This is a genomic window from Flavicella sp. IMCC45668, assembly GCF_057219105.1.
In genome coordinates this window covers 3,662,261-3,681,746 of sequence record NZ_CM170114.1, presented here as the reverse complement: position 1 = coordinate 3,681,746, position 19,486 = coordinate 3,662,261, and the positions used below count along the sequence as shown (strand labels likewise).

Below are 19,486 nucleotides of genomic sequence, written 5' to 3'. Positions count from 1 at the left end.
CCTAATGAGCACTCAAAACATCATCGAAGAAGCTAAAAAATGGCTTGCAACAACTTTTGACAATGAAACACAAAAGGAAGTTCAAAATTTAATTGATTCAGATACTGATCTGTTAGCAGATAGTTTTTACAAAAATTTGGAATTTGGTACAGGAGGTATGAGAGGCTTGATGGGACCTGGAACCAATCGTATTAACAAATATACCTTAGGTAAAGCAACCCAGGGACTTGCTAATTATATTTTACAGAAAAACGACGCAAAAGATGCTAGTGTTGTTATTGCTTATGACTGCAGACACAATAGTGATACACTTGCAAAAACAGTTGCTGATGTATTAACTGCTAACGGAATAAAAGTTTTCCTTTTTGAAGCATTGCGTACCACTCCAGAGCTTTCTTTTGCAGTTAACTATTTAAAATGCACTGCAGGAATCGTTTTAACCGCATCTCATAACCCACCAGAATACAATGGATACAAGGTTTATTGGACGGATGGAGGACAAATTGTACCACCGAATGATGTTGCTATTATTAATGAGGTTAATAAATTAGAATTTTCTGAAATTAAATTTGACGCAAATGAAAACCTGCTAGAATATATTGGAGAAGATGTGGACAATGCTTTTACAGATGCCTCTGTAAAAAATGGTTGCTTAGAACTTACAAATCGTGATGATTTAAATATTGTATTTACTTCTTTACATGGTACTTCAATCACTGCAATGCCACAAACATTGAAAAAGGCAGGATATAAAAATGTCCATATTGTTGAAGAACAAAGTACTCCTGACGGAAATTTCCCAACAGTAGACTCACCAAATCCTGAGGAGCCAGCTGCTTTGAAAATGGCTCTAGAATTAGCAGATAAAGTTGATGCTGATATTGTCATAGGAACAGATCCAGATAGTGACCGTGTTGGTATTGCCGTTAGAGATTTAGATGGAGACATGAAATTACTGAATGGTAACCAAACCATGGTTGTAATGACTGATTTCTTAATGAAAAAATGGCAAAAAGAAGGAAAACTTAATGGTAAACAATTTGTAGGAACTACTATAGTTTCAACAGATATGGTTGGAGATATAGCAGCATCATACGACGTTGAAACTAAAATATGTTTGACTGGTTTTAAATGGATTGCTAAAATGATTGTTGACTTCCCAGAACTTAACTTTATTGGAGGTGGTGAAGAAAGCTTCGGGTATATGGTTGGCGACTTTGTTAGAGATAAGGACGCGATTACCTCTGCTTTATTAGCTTGTGAAATTGCAACTTATGCCAAAGCACAAGGAAGCTCTTTTTACAACGAATTGTTACAATTATATGTAAACCACAGTTTTTATAAAGAGCACTTAATCTCAATCACTAAAAAAGGTATGGATGGAGCCGCTCAAATCTCACAAATGATGGTTGACATGAGAGCCAATGCTCCTAAAGAAATTGACGGAGAGAAAGTAGAATTCGTTTACGATTATGACTCTTCAGTTAGAAAAAACTTATTGACTGGAGAAGAAAGTGTTATCGACATGCCTAAATCTAATGTTCTTATTTTTTACACTGAAAACGGAACAAGAGTTGCTGCAAGACCAAGTGGAACAGAACCTAAAATTAAATTCTACTTTAGCGTAAACACAAAATGTGCTTCAATTGAAAAAGCAACGGAGACAGAAAACGAATTGGATGCTAAAATCCAAAGAATTATAAAAGGATTGAACTTGTAATAAATCCTTCTAAAAACGAAAAAAGCCAATTGATATTTCAATTGGCTTTTTTAGTTATCTCTGATTTTAACAAAATTCAATTTGATTAATTACCACGTTATCTTCTATGTCATTCCTTCTAAAAACTAAAGAGATAATCATTTTTAACCTATTGTATAAATGGAAATACATTATTGTAAACATTAAAGCATTTTTTTTTAGAAAAAAAATTTAGTTCTTTAACTCAATTTAAGAATTCAATATTTTCTTATAAAGATTCATATACCTTTCAATAAAATTTTCTTTATCCCAATACTCTTGAAACACCGTCATCAATTCATATTTATCTTTCAATTGAAAGATTAAATTAATTCTTTCTACCCAATCCTCTAATACAAAGTTATCAATTACAAAATCCGGTAATTTCTCTTCTACAAAATCAGCTATTTCCCCTGTTTTATAAGTTAAAAAAGGAATTTCTTGAGCTAAATATTCTAACAAAACCAATGGTCCTGATTCAGATATAGACGTACAAACCGCTAAATCATATTTATATAAATCATTTTGTACATTTTTATGATCAAAAATAAAATTTATTTTCTGACTACTATAATTTTCCTGTATATCTCTCTTTAAAGACTTGAAATAATCACTCCCCTCATCTTTACAACAATATATCGTTAAATCCATACCTAGGTTACTAGCTAGTTTTATTGCAAATATATGGTGTTTAACTTCTTTCAAGTTCCCTACAAATACAATACCTTTCTTCCTATTAAGAGTCTCTTTTTTAATTATATCATATTTAAAAACTATGTTACTTATTAACAAAGCTTTTTCTGACTCCATTCTCATTTTTGAAATCGCCCAATCAACTAATAATTTTGAAACACCTATATATAGGTCCGGTTTAAATAACTTATAAAAAAGTGCGACTTTTTGATTTACCTCTATTTTACCATAATGATCATGAAAAATAATAGGCTTTCGTCCTCCATTTAGCAAAAAAGCTTTTTGTACAAAACGATAAGGTGCTCTCATATGTACATGTACAACCGAACCACCATTTACGTGTTTTACGAATTCTTTATACTTTTTAAATTTACTCTTATTCTGTAATCGAATTACTTCTATTTCATCATCCAATAAATCGAATAATTCACCTTGATCTTTTAAAACAATAAGTTTTACAGAATTTCCATTCCTATGAAGTAAATTTGTTATGTTTACACAAACTCTTTCAGCTCCTCCTACACCTAATTGATCAATTACTTGTATTATTTCCATACTTACCTTCCGTATTAATCCAAACCAAGTTCTTCTCCTTTTTTAATCATAAATTCAAAACAAGCATCATATTCATTTGGAATTTCACCATCTAAAATAGCTTCTTTGATAGCATCCTTTATCTGACCGATTTCTCTACAAGGCTTTAAGTTAAAAGTTTCCATGATCAGCTCACCCGAAATTGGTGGTTGAAAATCTCTAACTCTATCCCTCTCTTCTACCTCTTTTACCTTATCCCTTACAAGTTTAAAATTGTTGTGATATCTTTTAAATTTAACAGGGTTTTTCGTTGTAATATCAGCCTCACATAAGGTCATTAAACTATCCAAATCTTCTCCAGTATCAAATATCAGCCTTCTTACCGCAGAATCAGTTACATCCGTTGCTAGTACAATAGGACGAGAACTTAAAAGAACCATCTTTTGCACAAATTTCATCTTATTATTCAACGGCATTTTTAATCTTTTGAATAATTTATATACCATTTTAGATCCTACAAACTCATGAGCATGAAAAGTCCAACCATTCTTTTTATCAAATCTCTTTGTCGGCGCTTTCCCTATATCATGCAATAAAGCAGCCCATCGTAACCAAACATCCTCGGTATTAGGAGCAATATTATCCACAACTTCCAAAGTATGATAAAAATTATCTTTATGCTTTTGTCCATCCTGTTCATCTACCCCTTTTAAATCCGTCAATTCAGGAATTAATCGTTGTAAAAGTCCTGTTTTCTCCAATAAGAGAAAACCGATTGAAGGAATTGGAGATTCCATTATCTTTTGAAGTTCAACTACAATTCGTTCTTTAGTAATGATATCAATTCTTTCACAATTCCTATGTATTGCATCCAATGATTCCTTTTCAATCTGAAAATTCAATTGTGTTGCAAAACGAATCGCACGCATCATTCTAAGCGGATCATCAGAATAGGTAATATCAGGATTTAATGGAGTTTTAATAATTTTAGATTCCAAATCAGCAACTCCATTAAATGGATCTAACAAGTCACCGAAAGTATCTTTATTCAAACTCAATGCCATCGCATTGATTGTAAAATCTCTTCTATTTTGATCATCTTGTAGCGACCCTGTTGATACTTTGGGATTCCTACTATTTTCAGTATAAGACTCTTTTCGAGCTCCAACAAATTCAATTTCCACATCATTGTATCGTAACATTGCAGTTCCATACGTTTTAAAAACTTGAACTTTCGGTTTTGTTGGCAATAACTGAGCTACTTTCTTCGCTAATTCTATCCCACTCCCAACCGCAACTACATCAATATCTTTCGTAATTCCACGCTGTAAAATAAAATCTCTTACAAAACCACCTATTACAAAACTCTTTAAGCTTAGTAATTCTGTAGCTTCTGTTATATATGGGAAAATTGCGTGTTGTAAGGCCTTTTTATAATCGTTCGGATGCATATATCAATCTCTAATCACTTCGATGGTACCGTCTGTATTAATTTTCAATATTCTGGACGACTTGTCACTTTTCGAATCGTGCTGCAAATCTACCACATAATCTACGCTATCCAAAATTGCTTGGCTTATTTCTGAAAAGGATTTTGGAGTAGGATCTCCACTTACATTCGCTGAAGTCGAAACAATTGGTTTTCCAAGTTTCTTAAGAAGTGATTCGCAAAAATCTTGTTTGACGATCCTTATAGCAACTGTATTATCCGAAGCAACTACATTCTTTGCCAATCCAATTGGATTATTATAAATAATCGTTGTAGGACGAGTGGCAACATTTAAAATATCAATCGCCTCCTTCGGAATTGCATCAACATATTCCTGCAGCATTTCAATAGAGTTAACTAGAATGATTAAACTTTTACTTTCCGCTCTATTTTTAATTGTAAATATTTTATTTACCGCAATTTCGTCAGTTGCATCACAACCAAGCCCCCAAACGGTATCTGTTGGATAAAGAATTACCTCCTTATTATTTATTTTTTCTACCAAATTATTCATTCCACAAAAATATAACTTTTCAAACAAAACAACGGACGATACTTTTCGAAAAGTTTAACAAGGTAAAAGAACAAAGTTCTAGTAAAACAGTATATTTGTCAGTTCTAAAACGACACTTTGCAATTGTCTCTTTTCGCATAGTAATCGTTTTTGACAATTGTAAATATAAATAAATGAATTATTTCAAACGATTTCTTGCCTATACAATCCCTTATAAGTGGACAGGCATTACAAGTATATTACTAAACATACTTTTCGCACTATTTTCGGCAATTTCATTCTTAACTCTTATTCCTATGCTGAATGTTCTATTTGGGGATACGGAAAAAGTTTTTGAGAAACCAAACTTAGAAAATATTTCTAACATTGATAAAACATATTTAGAAAACTATCTAAACTATTTTATCACGGTTAATACGGAAGAAAAAGGTCCTGAAAACACATTGATATATCTAGTAATAGGTATCATTTCAGTATTTTTTCTTAAAAACCTATTCGGATATTTTGCTAGAATATTTATGGTCTTTTTAAAAAATGCAGTTTTAAAAGACTTAAGAAACGAAATGTATCAAAAAATAATTGAACTTCCATTGTCCTTTTTTGCTAAAAGACAAAAAGGCGATGTTATTGTAAGAGCCACAAGTGATCTTGGAACCATAAATGAAACATTTTTAAACTTATCAATAATATTAATTAGAGAACCTCTAAACATAATATTTACGTTAATCTTCATGCTAAATTTAAGTCCACAACTTTCTCTTTTTGTTTTTACTTTTATTCCTGTTTCTGGTTGGATTATCTCTTTGATTAGTAAAAAAATCAAAGGACAATCAACAATAATTTTTGAAGAATCAGGAAAGATGCTTAGTATTATCGAAGAATCAATAACGGGATTAAGAGTTATTAAGGCTTTTAATTCTGAGAAATATTTTTCAAATAGATATGATAGTTTTAGTATTCGTTTCAAAAACTTAAGTAATGATTTAGCGAAACGTAACAACCTGGCATCTCCACTAAGTGAAATTTTAGGAATAACAACCATCGCATCCTTGCTTTGGTTTGGAGGGAAAATGGTATTAATAGACGAAAGCCTTAAAGCTGGTACGTTTTTAGCTTTTATGGGACTAGCCTACAACATATTAACTCCTGCTAAAGCTATATCTGCAGCTATTAATTCTATAAAAATAGGAGCAGCTGCCGCAGATCGTGTTGTATCAATATTAGATACTGAAAACGAACTAAAAGACTCTATCGATTGCATCGAGCTAAATGAATTCAAAAACGAAATAAAATTTGAAAACATTTCTTTCAAATACGAAAACCATAATGTACTTAACAACTTTTCATTAAAAATACCTTTTGGGCAAAAAATTGCTTTGGTAGGTCAATCAGGTAGTGGTAAATCAACCCTAGCAAACTTGTTAACACGTTTTTGGGATGTCAACGAAGGAGAGATCTTGATTGATGGAGTGAACATAAAAAATGTATCAACTAAATCTTTAAGATCTCAAATGGGGATCGTAACTCAAGACTCTATTCTATTCAATGATACAATTTTCAACAACATTTCATTAGGAATTGACAATCCAGACATGGAATCTGTTATAGAAGCTGCTAAAATAGCCAATGCTCATGAATTCATTATGGAAATGCCTAATCAATATAATAGCTTAGTAGGCGAAAATGGGAACCTACTTTCCGGTGGGCAAAAACAAAGAATAGCTATTGCACGTGCCGTAATGAAGAATCCTCCGATAATGATTTTAGATGAGGCAACTTCTGCATTGGATACTCAATCGGAAAAACTGGTTCAAGATGCAATTGAAAATTTAATGAGAAATAGAACTTCCTTAGTTATTGCTCACAGGTTGTCAACAGTCCAAAATGCGGACTTAATAGTAGTACTTAAAAAAGGAAAAATTGTCGAACAAGGGACACATGACGAACTTCTTGCTCTTAATGGGACCTATACTAATTTGGTAAACCTTCAACAATTGGAAGGATAAAAAAAAGAGTGGATATCCACTCTTTTTTTCTATAAATTATTTAAAACCGAATACAAATACTTTATTTCATTCGACAAATCAACTTGATGATTCCCTACAAAAAAACCATTTTCGTCTAAGTATTTAGCATTTTTCATTTCTCCGAAAATTTGGTAATCAAAATATTTTAAGACTTCATTTTTCGTGAAATCTCCAGTTACAATAGGTCTAGAATCAATATTGTTATCGGTCAAAACTTTTATCACATTAGATCGTTTTAATGTAGACTCTTCTCTGATTATTAGACTAAACCCAAACCAGCTGCTATTATCAATATCTTCTTGAATAATAAAATCTTTGTGATTTTGAAACAAACTAACAAACAACTTCGCATTCTCCCTTCTTTGCTTTAAAAAAGAAGGTAATTTCATCAATTGTTGACTTCCAATGACTCCACTCATTTCAATTGGCCTTACATTATATCCTGGAAGAATAAATTTGAAAGACTCCTTAAACCAATCATCACTCTTTGCTATCAATTTATTTTGTTTCGGTAAATTTCTTGTCCATCCATGAGTTCTTAAACTCAACATTATATGATACAACTCTTCATCATCAGTAACAATCAATCCGCCTTCCATTGTAGCCATATGATGCGAATAAAAAGTTGAATAACTTCCTAGCAAACCAAAAGTACCAGCTTGCTTCCCTTTATATTCTGCCCCCATGGACTCACAATTGTCTTCAAAAACAATACAGTCATATTTAGAAGCTATCATTGAAATCCGATCAAAATCATTTGGATTACCCAACAAGTTAACAGCCACAATCAACTTTGTATCTTCCTTAACCGCCTCTTCTAACTTATCTAAGTCATAATTTAAAGTATTCAAATCTACATCTACAAATTTCAACTTTAACCCATATTGGTACAAAGGAAAATAAGTAGTAGACCAAGAAACTGCAGGAACGATTACCTCGTCTCCTCTTTTTAATTTATTTTGTTTTGTATAAAATAATGCCGCAATAGCTATTAAGTTCGCCGAAGAGCCAGAGTTTACCATTACCGAATATTTTGAACCTACAAATTCCGCAAATTCAACTTCAAATTGTCGCACACCTTTTCCCATGGTATACATATCTGAATCCATAACTTTATGAATTGCTTCAATTTCTTTATCATCCCAAGTTGAGGATGCCAATGGGTATTTTATCATTTTACAATGTTTTAAAATAATTTAATGTTTCTTTAATTCCTTCCTTCAAGCTTGTTGTAGCTTTCCATCCAAATTTATTTAACAAATCAATATCAACGACCTTTTGTTTCATTCCAACAGGCTTAGATAAGTCATGAACGAAATCTCCAGTATATCCTATAACCTCCGCTATTGTTTGATAATATTCATTAATTGAATAATCATAACCTAAACCAACATTAATGTTTTGAGGCATTTCTTCGAGGTTTTTAACCGCGTAAAAAATAAAATCTACTAAATCATTAACAAACATAAATTCACGTCTAGCTAATCCATCACCCCAAATTTCAACAGAGCGATCACCATTCTCCTTTGCTTCAAAAACCTTCCTAACAACTGCTGGAATCATATGAGAGTTTTTCGGATCAAACTTATCATATTTACCATAGAGATTACAAGGAATAATTGTTTTATAAAGCAACTCCGAATTCGTTTTGGTAATGTATTCGCAAAGACGAGTACATACAATTTTTGCGAGTGCATAACCTTCATTTGTAGGCTCTAACTCTCCTTGTAATATCAGACTTTCTTTTAATGGATTTTCAGCATCTCTAGGATACATACAAGAACTCGCTAGATTGATTAATTTGTTGATCTTATTATTACGCGCCGCAATAATTAAATTTTTTCCCATACTAAGATTATCCACTAAAAAACTTACTGGATTTTCTATATTAGCTTGAATCCCTCCAACTAAACCTGCTGCATGAATTATAACATCAGGATTTTCCTTTTTTAAGTAGTTATCTACCAATTGAAAATCTAGTAAATTTAGTTCTTTACTAGAAGGAGTCAAAATATCAAATTTGGATGATGCGGAATTCAGAGCTATATTTTTTCCGACCATCCCACTACCTCCTGTGACCAATATTTTCATTAAGCCCTATTTTTTTGTTGAAAACGAACTACATATTCTAAATCATGTTGCATCATTATTTTCACCAACTTATCGATAGATGTTCTACTAGGATCCCAACCTAACTGTGTACGAGCTTTTGTTGGGTCACCAAGCAACGTTTCAACTTCTGCTGGTCTGTAATATTCCGGATCCACTTCAATGAGTACTTTTCCTGTTTTTTTACAAATTCCTTTTTCATTTTCCTCTTCTCCTTTCCAAATCAATTCAATTCCGGCCTCTTTAAACGATAATTCACAAAACGTTCGAACAGAGTGCTGAATTCCGGTAGCGATAACATAATCTTCAGGAGACTCTTGTTGCAACATAAGCCACATGCACTCCACATAATCTTTTGCATAGCCCCAATCACGTAGAGAATTTAAGTTTCCTAAATACAATTTTTCTTGAAGTCCATGTTTAATTCTTGCTGCTCCAAGTGTTATTTTTCTTGTAACAAATGTCTCACCTCTTCTTTCAGACTCATGGTTGAATAAAATTCCATTTACTGCATATACACCATAGGATTCTCTGTAATTTTTTGTGATCCAGTATGCGTACATTTTTGCCACTCCATATGGAGATCTTGGATAAAATGGTGTTTTCTCTGTTTGCGGTATTTCTTGTACTTTCCCGTAAAGTTCTGAGGTTGAAGCTTGATATATTTTCGTTTTACCAATTAAATTACAAATACGCAAAGCTTCCAATAATCTCAGAGTTCCTACAGCATCAGTTTGTGCCGTATATTCTGGTAAATCAAACGAAACTTTCACATGAGACTGAGCTGCCAAATTATATATTTCTTCAGGTTGGATTTCCTGAATTAATCTAATTAAATTTGTTGAATCAGTCATGTCCCCGTAATGTAATTTAACCTTACGATCTTTGTGTAAGTCCTCGATAAGTTCGTCAATATACAAATGTTCAATTCTACCTGTATTAAAGGAAGACGCCCTTCTTATTATACCATGTACCTCGTAGCCTTTTTCTATTAAAAACTCAGCTAAATAAGAACCATCTTGTCCATTTATTCCTGTAATTAAAGCTTTTTTCATTCTGTAAACAATTACTTTGAATTTTAGTGATAACTATAAGTTTTTATTTAAATTTGTTTCCTCAAAACATTTCAATCTTTGTAGATTTTTTCGGCTTTCTAGCAAACCTTAAATAAAGAAAGCAAATGTACAAAACAAAATTCTCATAAGACAACTACAAACAAATTAGAAACAAAAAACTTATTTAAACATGAAAACAATTTATATAGATTTTTTAGGATTTGATTCAGGTTTCGATAAAAAAAACAATTGGATTGTTGAATTATTAAATAAAAGATTTATTGTAAATGTTACGAATGATTCTGATTACGTTTTCATAGGTTCTTTTGAACCTTACAATTTCATTGTCGAGACTACTAATAAAATTACAATTTTCATTCCTGGTGAAGCAATATTTCCAGATTTAAATTATTTTGATTACGCTGTTGGGTTTGATGATTTTGCATATGATGATAGATATTTTAGATTTTTAAATTTAGCATTAACAATGCAGCGTGGCGTTTCAGTGAATGAAATAAAAGAACCATTCTCTAGAAAATTCTGTAATTTCATTTACATGAACCCAAAGGCTCACCCAAACCGTGATAAATTTTTCCATCTATTAAATACCTACAAAAAAGTTGATTCACTTGGAGAACACCTTAAAAACACACCTGAAATAATAGAACCCAGAAGAGGTAATTGGTACCAAGGAAGTATCGACACCAAATCTAACTACAAATTTTCACTGTCTTTTGAAAACTCTATAATGAACGGATATACGACGGAAAAAATAATGTCTTCTTTCCAAGCAAAATCGATCCCAATCTATTGGGGGAATCCTCGCGTATCAAAAGAAATAAACCCAGAAGGTTTTATCAATTGTCACGATTTTGAATCTTTTGATCATGTCTTAGAAAAGGTTAAAGAAATTGACACGGATAAAGACAAGTATTTAAAAATGTTAAACTCAGCTGAAAGCATCTTCCTTGAACCTGGTTTTTATCAAAACCAACAAGATAGGTTTTTAGATTTTTTAGCCAATATATTCAGTCAAGATTTCGATCAAGCAAAAAGAAAACCTGTAGGATATTGGACTACTAGACATTTTGAGTCTTTTCAAAAACCAAAGAAAAACAAAAGATCATTGAAGCAATTTTTAAAATTTAAATAATTTCGTTAACCTAGATTCAAATTCTATATATAAATTATGCAATGGGGTAATAACTATTTAAAAAACAAATTTCGACGTAAGTACCTAAAATTTCGTCCATACAACCGAGGTAAATTTCTAAATTCTATATTAGATTTTATATTCGAATATTTATTTCCAAACGAAGATGAGGAATTCATTAAAAATGATTTCTATAGACGGTTAAATTACCCTTTAAATATACACTCCCCAAAAACATATAACGAGAAGCTTCAATGGTTAAAACTAAATGACCGAACCAAACTCCATACCATTTGTGCAGACAAATATTTAGTAAGAAAATACATAGAAAAAAAAATAGGTGCCAACTATCTAATTCCTTTAGTTTTCTCTACAAAAAAGTCCTCTGAGATAAACGAGAAAAATCTACCTGACTATCCAGTAATTGTCAAAACAAATCACGATAGTGGTACAGCTCTTATCATAAAAAACAAAAACAACTATGACTGGAAAAAAACTCAAGAACTTTTAAAAAAAGCCATGTCATTCAATTACTATTTCAACTTAAAAGAATGGCAATATAAAAACATTGAACCGAGAATTATAGTTGAAAAACTTCTTATATCAGAAAACCAAGAACCTATTAAAGACTATAAGTTTCACTGTTCTCAAGGTAAAATTATTTTTATTCAAGTGGACACAACTATTTCGAAGATTCCATACAGAAATTTATACTCCGCAGAATGGGACCTTTTACCAATTAAATCTAGGCACTCGAACAAAACAATTGATGAAAAACCATTAAACTTTGAAAAAATGATAAAAAACGCTCTTTTGTTGTCAAAACCTTTTTATTTTTCCAGAATAGATTTTTATGAAGTTAATGGAAAAATGTTTTTTGGAGAAATCACATTTCATCCTGGCTCAGGTTTTTTAAAATTCGCCCCACTAAAATGGGATGATGATTTTGGAAAAGAAATAATACTACCAATAAAGAATCAATAAAGTGTATGAAAAGAAACGATGATAAATCTATCATTTTAGCTTGCCCAAAATCTTATGGCATATATTTGAACATTATAAAAAACCTCGAAGCATGTGGATTTGATGTTACTTTTATAGATTACCAAGAAGACCACAAACCATTCACTTACAAAAACACTTTAGACAGAATAATTAATTTTTGGTTCAAATTATTCGCACAAAAAAAAGACTACAAGACAGAACTTACTAAAAAATATAAATTCAAAAAAGCATATTCTCAGCTCCAAAAATCAAATAACAAAGTAGACTATAGCCTTGTAATTAGAGCTGACTTATACCCGAAAAAGCTAATCAAGTTAATCAAAAAACAATCAAATTTCATGAGTGGATATCAATGGGATGGTCTTGACCGTTACCCTGATATTAACAATTACATTCATTTATTTGATCGTTTTTACGCTTTTGACAATCTAGACGCGTCAAGTTCTAACCATTCAATCACCCCAATAACAAATTTTTATTTCGATTATCTCCCAACTCAGCAAGAAAAAGAAATCTATGATTTATATTTTTTAGGAACATTTATGAAATCCAGAGAATCTGATATTTATAATTTTATCAAAACAGTGGAGCAACTTCCTTTAAAATTGAATATAAACATTTTAAACCCGAAAGATCTCAAATCAATTATAGAAAAAAAATACTTTTTCAAAAAATTAATTTCTTACGATGAGAATATTCTAAACATTACTCAATCAAAAATTATTGTTGATTTTTCAATACCGGATCACAACGGACTTTCTTTTCGAATTTTTGAATCATTACAGTTTGAAAAAAAATTAATTACTTCAAACAAAACTGTAACTTCATTTGATTTCTATTGTCCAGAAAATATATTCATATGGCCTCCTGAGAACCCACTTATTTTTAAGACCTTTTTAGAGACACCTCATAAAAAAATAGCACCAAACGTTGTGAAACAATACGGATTTACAAATTGGATAGACAAGGTCTTAAGTTTGAATTCAAATCAAGTTTCTTAACTTCATCCTATGAGAAGATTAACACTATTTTCATTTTTTGATCCCGATAATCAAATTGATTCTTATGTAATTTATTTTTTAAAAGAATTAAATAAGTATTCAGATATTATTTTTTCTGCAGATAATTATTTAGAAGAAAATGAATTAGATAAAATAAAAAAGCATACATTATTCTGTCTTCATGAAAAACATGGTGAATATGATTTTGGATCCCATAAAAAAAGTTTTGATTTTGTTTCAAAAAAAAACATTTTAAAAAACTATGACATTTTGTTATTAGTCAATGATTCATGTTATGGCCCGTTTCAAGACTTAAAAGAAACATTTGATCTCATGGAAAATAAGCCTATAGATTTCTGGGGATATACTTTAAATAATTTTCATCCTGAACCTCATCTACAGAGCTACTTCATCTCCTTGAATCGTAAAGTTTTTCTATCGAAGACGTTTAGAGAATTTATGCAATCCGTAAAAAAGGAAAATTCAAGAAAATATATTATTAAAAAATACGAACATGGACTAACCAAACAACTGCATGCAGCTGGATTTAAATACGGATCGGTATTCAAGGAAAATGATGATGATTTTAAACATGACCCGGCAAGAAACTGGGAAGAGCTGATGAAGAAAGGATTTCCATTTTTAAAACGAAGCCTATTAACACGAAACCCGTATCATTTAGAAAATCTCGAAAAAATCCCTACTATTATATCGTTAATTTTTCCAAATTTCGAAATAAAACTAATTGACGAAAACTTAAAAAAATATAAAACTTATCTCGATACTAAAAAAAAGAAGTTGGCCATAAATCATTTTTATAATCCCTATATTTTGTTTAAAATACCTTTTTGGTATAAACAAATAACTAAAAGAATAATTACATTTAATCATTTCAAACAAATACTAATTGAAAGTATAGAGAAGAAACTTTCAAAAGAAGAAATCAAAAACAAAATATGGTTTTACAAAAAACATTAGATCAAAAAATTATTTAGCTCATGAGAAAAAACAAACTTGTAGTGTACACTGCTCTTTTTGGAAATTACAGTGGACTAATAGAACAACCATTGTTCGAAGGTGTAGACTATATTTGCTATACCGATCAAGATATACAATCTAACTCTTGGAAAATAATTTCTACAAAAGCTCCTTACCCAAATGATTTAACTAGATCTAATAGATACTTTAAACTAAATCCACATAAAATACTAGACAATTACGCACAAAGTATTTATATAGATGCTAACTATCTAATTATATCAGATTTTAGTGCAATGGTCAGAGAAAAATTAAACAGTGTTGACATGGTATGCTTTGATCACAATCAAACAATCTTAGACAAAAGAAACTGCGTTTATGAGGAATACAATGAATTGGTTTACATTGCAAAAAAATTTGGTGTATTTAGAGATAAACTGGAATCCATGGATGATCAAATTAATTTCTTTCGACAAGAAAACTATCCTAAAAACAATGGATTAATTTTTGCAGCTGTTCTTATTAGAAACCATCACAACAAAGAGGTTATTAAGTTGATGGAGTTATGGTGGGATTTTGTTTTAAATAGGAGTAGAAGAGATCAACTAAGTTTCAATTATTGTGTTTGGAAACAAAACTTCAACAAATTAGAATATTTAAACGGAGACTTAAGATCAGGAAACCCTTGGTTTAGATGGATTGATCATAAACTAGATTTCAGCAAAGATTTAAAAAAAATAAAACAAGAAATATTTCTAAAAAAACATCTACCATTTATATACAAAATATTAATTTCTAATACGTTAAAATATTTCATCTTTTACCTAAAGCTTCCGTATACTTTATTCAAACTAAGAGATTGGATCAAAAGATACTCTGAGAATCCAATTTCTGAAAAAGAGAAAGTAATTATTAGAAAAAAAATTCTCTCCGAAAAATCAAACAAGAAACAAATAAGAAACATAATCCACAGTACATCCGTCACTAAAGAGCTCTAGAATACTAAGAAAAATGAAATTTTTAGATAAAATCAAACAACTATATTTTCTATCTCAAATACCAAGATGGTACCGAAGATTTGTGTCAAATCCTGAAATTCCCTCAAAAGATTTCTTAGCGATTAAAGAACAAATCATTGAAAACAAATACTCTAAAAGAGATATTAAAAAGCTTTTAATCAGTATTCAAAAAACAAAAGCCACCAAAAACAAATTGGTATGGGATAATTACTTACAAAAAACACTTAAAAATCGATATAAGAACCTCCATCTAAATATTGAAACTAATTCTAATTTTTCAGCCGTAATAGTTGAAGCTAGATGTCACCCACACTTTAAAGTTGTTACTCAAAACATAATCAAAAACACGCAACATTTGGGAGTATCACTTATTGTTTATCATGGTTTGGATAATGAAAAATTTGTCAAAGACGAACTGAAAGAGTACGAGAATATTCAATTTGAAAACCTTAACGTCAAAAATATAAATATTGAAAATTATAATGAAATTTTGCTCTCACAGGCCTTTTGGAAAAAAATAAAAAGCGACAAAATACTTATTTATCAAACCGACGCTCTATCATTCAAAGAACTAGATCCATTCTTTTTGAAGTTTGACTATATAGGAGCTCCTTGGAAAAAAAACATTCGTAAAAAAAATAAAGTCGCCGTCGGAAATGGAGGGTTGTCAATTCGATCCAAATCTATGATGTTAAAAATTATAGAACAGAATATTTCTCGACCAAATAACATGCCTGAGGATGTTTTCATATGTCAAATTATAAAAAAACAAAAATATAATTTGCCTACTTTAAATGAGGCATTGAATTTTTCAACAGAAAACATTTTCAATTCAAATGCTTTTGGTTGTCACAAAATCTGGGAAGAAACAACAACCGAGCAACTAAAAGAAATTCTTAAATAATTATATTCTTTTGTATAATTCCAAATAATTTTTAGCCATCACCAAATAATCATACCTCTTTGCCCAATCATTTAAATTTTTCTCTTGATTAACTTTATTTTCCTGGTATGTTTGCATTCCGTTTTTATAAACCTCTAACATTTTGTCCGTTTCAAAAGAAGAAAAATAATTGGCAACACTACCTCCAATTTCAGGTAAACTAGTACGGTTACTCAAAAACACAGGTTTACCAAAATACATAGCTTCTATCGGAGGAATACCGAAACCCTCTGCTAAAGACGGATGACACATCGAAATACTATTTTGAATTAAAGCCCACTTCTCTTGTTCTGAAATATTTCTAACTATATGAATACGATTTTCTACACCTAACTTATTAGCTTCTTCAAATACTTCTTTTTTGTACTCTTCTTTTTCTCCCGAAACTACTAAAACCAAATCCTCCTGAATATGAGGTAGCATTTTAATTAATGAAAGCTGATTCTTTTTCGGGAACAGCACTCCGATATTTAATATGTATTTTTTGTTTTTCAAGAAATCAAATCTCCCTAACGGATAGAGTTTAAAATCCGGAAATTGCATTCCGTTATGAATTACAACAATTTCAGGATCAAACTTAAAACTGAATAGTTTTATATTATTTAATAAATCTTGTTTTGTAAACTCAGATATACAAACAATTACATTAGAATTCTCAATATTCTTTTTTACTTTTTTTAATTCTTTTTTATACTTTTTTATTGAAATATCTTCATGTAAAAAATTCAAATCATGCAACGTCACAATTTTTTTCTGAGACTTATATTTATAATAAAAATAAGAAGACAACTGATGACTTGTGTGTAATACACCATATTTCAGAGTATAAAAAGACACCAATTTATGTATGGCTTTTCGAGCTACTACAATAAAATCAGTATTTAAACTCTCTAGCATTTCTTTTGGACCATATATCGCTACCTTGACTTTCTCATTATCCTCCAATTCTTTCAAACCAAGAACAAGGTTCCTAAAGACATTTGCAATTCCTGAATTAGGGTACCTTAATCTTTCTAAATCTAATAACACTTTCTTCCTCATCCTAAATCAAACTTTTATAAATCGCATCTATACTCTCTGCTATTTGCTCATCGTTAAATTTCTGAACATATTCGTAACCATTGTTTATCATTTTATTTTTCAATGTTTCATTAGACAAAACCTCCATAATACTATCCTTTAACTCCTGTTCATTAATCGGAGATATATAAATGGAATTTGGACCACCTGCTTCAGAAAAGCATCCTCCCTTAGAAGTAATTACAGGAGTCTTACAATATAGAGCTTCAATTATTGGAATACCAAAACCTTCAAACAAGCTTGGATATAAAAACAATTCTGCCATTTGATACAACGCTACCAATTCTTTCAGTTCAACATGATCTAAAAACAAGACCTTATTTTCTATTTCATTTTCAATAATAAATCGTCTAACAGTATCAAAATACCTAGTCTTTCCACCCACAACAACCAATACAACATCTAAGTCTTTTATTGCTTTTACCGACAACAATAAATTCTTTCTCTCTTCTATTGTACCAACACTTAAAATAAATTTGTCCGGTAAGTCGAATTTATTTTTAACGAATTCCTTAAAAACTGTTGTTTGCTTCTCCTTAAAATAATAATGACACCCTTGATAAACTACCTGAATCTTATCTTCTTGAACATCTAAAAACTCAACTATATCTCGTTTGGTTTGCTCGCTAATGGCAATCACAAGATCAGCATTTTGAGCAGCAAACAAAAACTTCTTAAAATGGATCTTCCTATCCATATATTTATACATTTTTGGATACCTGATAAAAATTAAATCATGAATAGTAACTACACTTTTTATATTGACTGATTTTAACCCTCTTGGAATTTCTCCAGAAAGTCCATGAAAAATTGAAATACCATCCTCTACCAATTGTTTTACAATAGGCCCCTGCCTCCATACAGAAGAATTTTTTCTCCAGAAATTTGACTTAGGTAAAATTTCGACTAAATTATTTGCTTTCGGTAACCTATCTATTTTTTTCTTTTTGGGGTTGTATAATAAATACTGATTATAGCTATAAAACTTAGACAGAATACTTACCAAATCTCTACTATAATTACCTAAGCCAGTTTTGTTATGAAAAATTCTTTTTGCATCATACCCAATTCTTAAATTAGACGCAGGGTCTATAATAGCTTCCTGCCTTGAAATATGATTCATAGAACGTGGACTCAACCATGTCAATTTACTTAGACATTGATAATAATATCCAATCATATTGGTGTACACATAGAAGCGTAAAAACATTTTTGGAATAAAAAATAACAACAACCCCAAAACAGCACCAAAACATCTAAATATCAAGGTATACAAAACCAATAAGCTCTGCATAAATCGTTTCTTATTCCCTTTGAAATAGTTACATATATAAATATGTTTTGAAATAAGAACATGAGATCTCGTTAATGCCGAAGTTGTCACATTTATCCTAGAAGCTCCACCATGATTATGAACTATTTCTACATCTCTTAATAAAGCAATTTTGCCCCCATTTAAGGCAACTCTTTTACAAAGATCCACATCTTCAAAATACATCCAGTAGTCTTCGTTAAAACCACCTAATTTATCAAACCATTGTTTTGACATCATCATCACAGAGCCTGAAACCCAATCCGGAAAAATGATTCTTTTCTCTAGTTCAAATTCCGTTTCAATTTTCTTTTGGTTCCTAGATCGATATAAAGCTCTGAAAGCTCCAAAAAGGGTCTTTATGTCAGGAAAAAAACGAACTTGTTTTTCTTTGGTCCCATTTTCATTTTTCTGCACACAAGAAGCAATCCCCACATTTTTATCAGTAATCACCAGCTTTATCATCGCTTCTAAGGCAGTAGCATTGGCAATTGTATCCGGATTTAAAAACAAAAAGTAGTCCCCAGAAGCCTTTTCCGTCCCTAAATTACAGGCATTAGCAAAACCGTTATTACCTGTGTTTTCGATAAATAAAATAGAAGGGTAACTCTCTATAAACCTATCTCTCACATCCGAACCTCCATCATTATCAACAACAACTACCTCTAAATCAAATGATAGATTCAGCATTGATGTTAATGCATTCAAACAGTTTTCTAAATGTTTCCAACTTTTATAATTGACAATTATAACCGACAATGTCAATTCTTTGAAGGTTTTTATACTAGATGTTTCTTCTCCTTTTTCCACAAAACAAATATATATATTCATTTAAT

General features: G+C 30.7%; 16 protein-coding genes. 8 read left to right on the top strand and 8 right to left on the bottom strand.

Annotation, left to right across the window (positions count from 1 at the left end):
• Positions 1 to 4 precede the first annotated feature (4 nt).
• Positions 5 to 1,720: a phospho-sugar mutase gene (locus AC2DZ0_RS15015; protein WP_484642763.1), complete on the top strand. Its 1,716-nt coding sequence runs from the start codon at positions 5 to 7 to the stop codon at positions 1,718 to 1,720.
• Between the two features lie 228 nt (positions 1,721 to 1,948).
• Here the strand turns inward: AC2DZ0_RS15015 and AC2DZ0_RS15010 are convergent, their stop codons facing one another.
• Genes AC2DZ0_RS15010 through AC2DZ0_RS15000 form a run of 3 tightly spaced genes read right to left on the bottom strand, consistent with a single transcriptional unit; the run spans position 1,949 to position 4,968 of the window.
• Positions 1,949 to 2,986, bottom strand: a complete 1,038-nt coding sequence (locus tag AC2DZ0_RS15010) for a glycosyltransferase family 4 protein (RefSeq protein WP_484642761.1) — start codon at positions 2,984 to 2,986, stop codon at positions 1,949 to 1,951.
• A gap of 14 nt (positions 2,987 to 3,000) precedes the next feature.
• Complete coding sequence (locus AC2DZ0_RS15005; RefSeq protein WP_484642760.1) at positions 3,001 to 4,416, bottom strand: CCA tRNA nucleotidyltransferase; 1,416 nt, start codon at positions 4,414 to 4,416, stop codon at positions 3,001 to 3,003.
• Positions 4,417 to 4,419: 3 nt separating this feature from the next.
• Positions 4,420 to 4,968, bottom strand: coding sequence for an L-threonylcarbamoyladenylate synthase (locus AC2DZ0_RS15000; RefSeq protein WP_484642758.1), 549 nt, complete (start codon positions 4,966 to 4,968; stop codon positions 4,420 to 4,422).
• A 173-nt stretch (positions 4,969 to 5,141) separates the two neighbouring features.
• Here AC2DZ0_RS15000 and AC2DZ0_RS14995 point away from each other — a divergent pair, with 173 nt between their 5' ends.
• Positions 5,142 to 6,974, top strand: a complete 1,833-nt coding sequence (locus AC2DZ0_RS14995) for an ABC transporter ATP-binding protein (RefSeq protein ID WP_484642756.1) — start codon at positions 5,142 to 5,144, stop codon at positions 6,972 to 6,974.
• Between the two features lie 29 nt (positions 6,975 to 7,003).
• On the opposite strand, the gene AC2DZ0_RS14990 is transcribed toward AC2DZ0_RS14995, so the two are convergent.
• The 3 genes from AC2DZ0_RS14990 to gmd are packed head-to-tail and all read right to left on the bottom strand — an operon-like array spanning position 7,004 to position 10,159.
• Positions 7,004 to 8,170: a DegT/DnrJ/EryC1/StrS family aminotransferase gene (locus tag AC2DZ0_RS14990; protein WP_484642755.1), complete on the bottom strand. Its 1,167-nt coding sequence runs from the start codon at positions 8,168 to 8,170 to the stop codon at positions 7,004 to 7,006.
• A gap of 1 nt (position 8,171) precedes the next feature.
• Positions 8,172 to 9,086 carry a GDP-L-fucose synthase family protein gene (locus AC2DZ0_RS14985; protein WP_484642754.1) on the bottom strand — a complete coding sequence of 305 codons (915 nt, stop codon included), beginning with the start codon at positions 9,084 to 9,086 and terminating at the stop codon, positions 8,172 to 8,174.
• A complete protein-coding gene (gene gmd / locus AC2DZ0_RS14980) occupies positions 9,086 to 10,159 on the bottom strand; it encodes a GDP-mannose 4,6-dehydratase (protein ID WP_484642752.1) in 1,074 nt (357 codons plus the stop codon). The genes AC2DZ0_RS14985 and gmd overlap by 1 nt, the downstream gene beginning before the upstream one ends.
• Before the next feature lie 190 nt (positions 10,160 to 10,349).
• On the opposite strand from gmd, the gene AC2DZ0_RS14975 reads away from it, so the two are divergent.
• From AC2DZ0_RS14975 to AC2DZ0_RS14950, 6 genes are read left to right on the top strand one after another with little or no spacing between them, the layout of a single operon-like run.
• Positions 10,350 to 11,312 (top strand): glycosyltransferase family 10 domain-containing protein, encoded by a 963-nt coding sequence (locus AC2DZ0_RS14975; protein WP_484642751.1) that lies wholly within the window; start codon positions 10,350 to 10,352, stop codon positions 11,310 to 11,312.
• Positions 11,313 to 11,348: 36 nt separating this feature from the next.
• On the top strand, positions 11,349 to 12,296 hold the full coding sequence (locus AC2DZ0_RS14970; RefSeq protein WP_484642749.1) for an ATP-grasp fold amidoligase family protein: 948 nt from the start codon (positions 11,349 to 11,351) through the stop codon (positions 12,294 to 12,296).
• 5 nt (positions 12,297 to 12,301) lie between these two features.
• Complete coding sequence (locus AC2DZ0_RS14965; RefSeq protein ID WP_484642747.1) at positions 12,302 to 13,318, top strand: WaaS/CpsH family glycosyltransferase; 1,017 nt, start codon at positions 12,302 to 12,304, stop codon at positions 13,316 to 13,318.
• A gap of 9 nt (positions 13,319 to 13,327) precedes the next feature.
• On the top strand, positions 13,328 to 14,296 hold the full coding sequence (locus tag AC2DZ0_RS14960; RefSeq protein WP_484642746.1) for a rhamnan synthesis F family protein: 969 nt from the start codon (positions 13,328 to 13,330) through the stop codon (positions 14,294 to 14,296).
• Between the two features lie 20 nt (positions 14,297 to 14,316).
• Positions 14,317 to 15,294, top strand: coding sequence for a glycosyltransferase domain-containing protein (locus AC2DZ0_RS14955; RefSeq protein ID WP_484642744.1), 978 nt, complete (start codon positions 14,317 to 14,319; stop codon positions 15,292 to 15,294).
• Positions 15,295 to 15,307: 13 nt separating this feature from the next.
• Positions 15,308 to 16,219 (top strand): DUF5672 family protein, encoded by a 912-nt coding sequence (locus AC2DZ0_RS14950; protein ID WP_484642743.1) that lies wholly within the window; start codon positions 15,308 to 15,310, stop codon positions 16,217 to 16,219.
• On the opposite strand, the gene AC2DZ0_RS14945 is transcribed toward AC2DZ0_RS14950, so the two are convergent.
• Entirely contained in the window at positions 16,220 to 17,299 is a 1,080-nt protein-coding gene (locus AC2DZ0_RS14945; RefSeq protein WP_484642741.1) for a glycosyltransferase family 4 protein, read from the bottom strand.
• Position 17,300: 1 nt separating this feature from the next.
• A complete protein-coding gene (locus AC2DZ0_RS14940; RefSeq protein ID WP_484642739.1) occupies positions 17,301 to 19,481 on the bottom strand; it encodes a glycosyltransferase in 2,181 nt (726 codons plus the stop codon).
• Between the last annotated feature and the right edge of the window lie 5 nt (positions 19,482 to 19,486).

Excerpts from the sequence above, each read along its gene's own strand:
- AC2DZ0_RS15015 (WP_484642763.1), top strand. The coding sequence starts at position 5 with ATGAGCACTCAAAACATCATCGAAGAAGCTAAAAAATGGCTTGCAACA.
- AC2DZ0_RS15010 (WP_484642761.1), bottom strand. The coding sequence starts at position 2,986 with ATGGAAATAATACAAGTAATTGATCAATTAGGTGTAGGAGGAGCTGAA.
- AC2DZ0_RS15005 (WP_484642760.1), bottom strand. The coding sequence starts at position 4,416 with ATGCATCCGAACGATTATAAAAAGGCCTTACAACACGCAATTTTCCCA.
- AC2DZ0_RS15000 (WP_484642758.1), bottom strand. The coding sequence starts at position 4,968 with ATGAATAATTTGGTAGAAAAAATAAATAATAAGGAGGTAATTCTTTAT.
- AC2DZ0_RS14995 (WP_484642756.1), top strand. The coding sequence starts at position 5,142 with ATGAATTATTTCAAACGATTTCTTGCCTATACAATCCCTTATAAGTGG.
- AC2DZ0_RS14990 (WP_484642755.1), bottom strand. The coding sequence starts at position 8,170 with ATGATAAAATACCCATTGGCATCCTCAACTTGGGATGATAAAGAAATT.
- AC2DZ0_RS14985 (WP_484642754.1), bottom strand. The coding sequence starts at position 9,086 with ATGAAAATATTGGTCACAGGAGGTAGTGGGATGGTCGGAAAAAATATA.
- gmd (WP_484642752.1), bottom strand. The coding sequence starts at position 10,159 with ATGAAAAAAGCTTTAATTACAGGAATAAATGGACAAGATGGTTCTTAT.
- AC2DZ0_RS14975 (WP_484642751.1), top strand. The coding sequence starts at position 10,350 with ATGAAAACAATTTATATAGATTTTTTAGGATTTGATTCAGGTTTCGAT.
- AC2DZ0_RS14970 (WP_484642749.1), top strand. The coding sequence starts at position 11,349 with ATGCAATGGGGTAATAACTATTTAAAAAACAAATTTCGACGTAAGTAC.
- AC2DZ0_RS14965 (WP_484642747.1), top strand. The coding sequence starts at position 12,302 with ATGAAAAGAAACGATGATAAATCTATCATTTTAGCTTGCCCAAAATCT.
- AC2DZ0_RS14960 (WP_484642746.1), top strand. The coding sequence starts at position 13,328 with ATGAGAAGATTAACACTATTTTCATTTTTTGATCCCGATAATCAAATT.
- AC2DZ0_RS14955 (WP_484642744.1), top strand. The coding sequence starts at position 14,317 with ATGAGAAAAAACAAACTTGTAGTGTACACTGCTCTTTTTGGAAATTAC.
- AC2DZ0_RS14950 (WP_484642743.1), top strand. The coding sequence starts at position 15,308 with ATGAAATTTTTAGATAAAATCAAACAACTATATTTTCTATCTCAAATA.
- AC2DZ0_RS14945 (WP_484642741.1), bottom strand. The coding sequence starts at position 17,299 with ATGAGGAAGAAAGTGTTATTAGATTTAGAAAGATTAAGGTACCCTAAT.
- AC2DZ0_RS14940 (WP_484642739.1), bottom strand. The coding sequence starts at position 19,481 with ATGAATATATATATTTGTTTTGTGGAAAAAGGAGAAGAAACATCTAGT.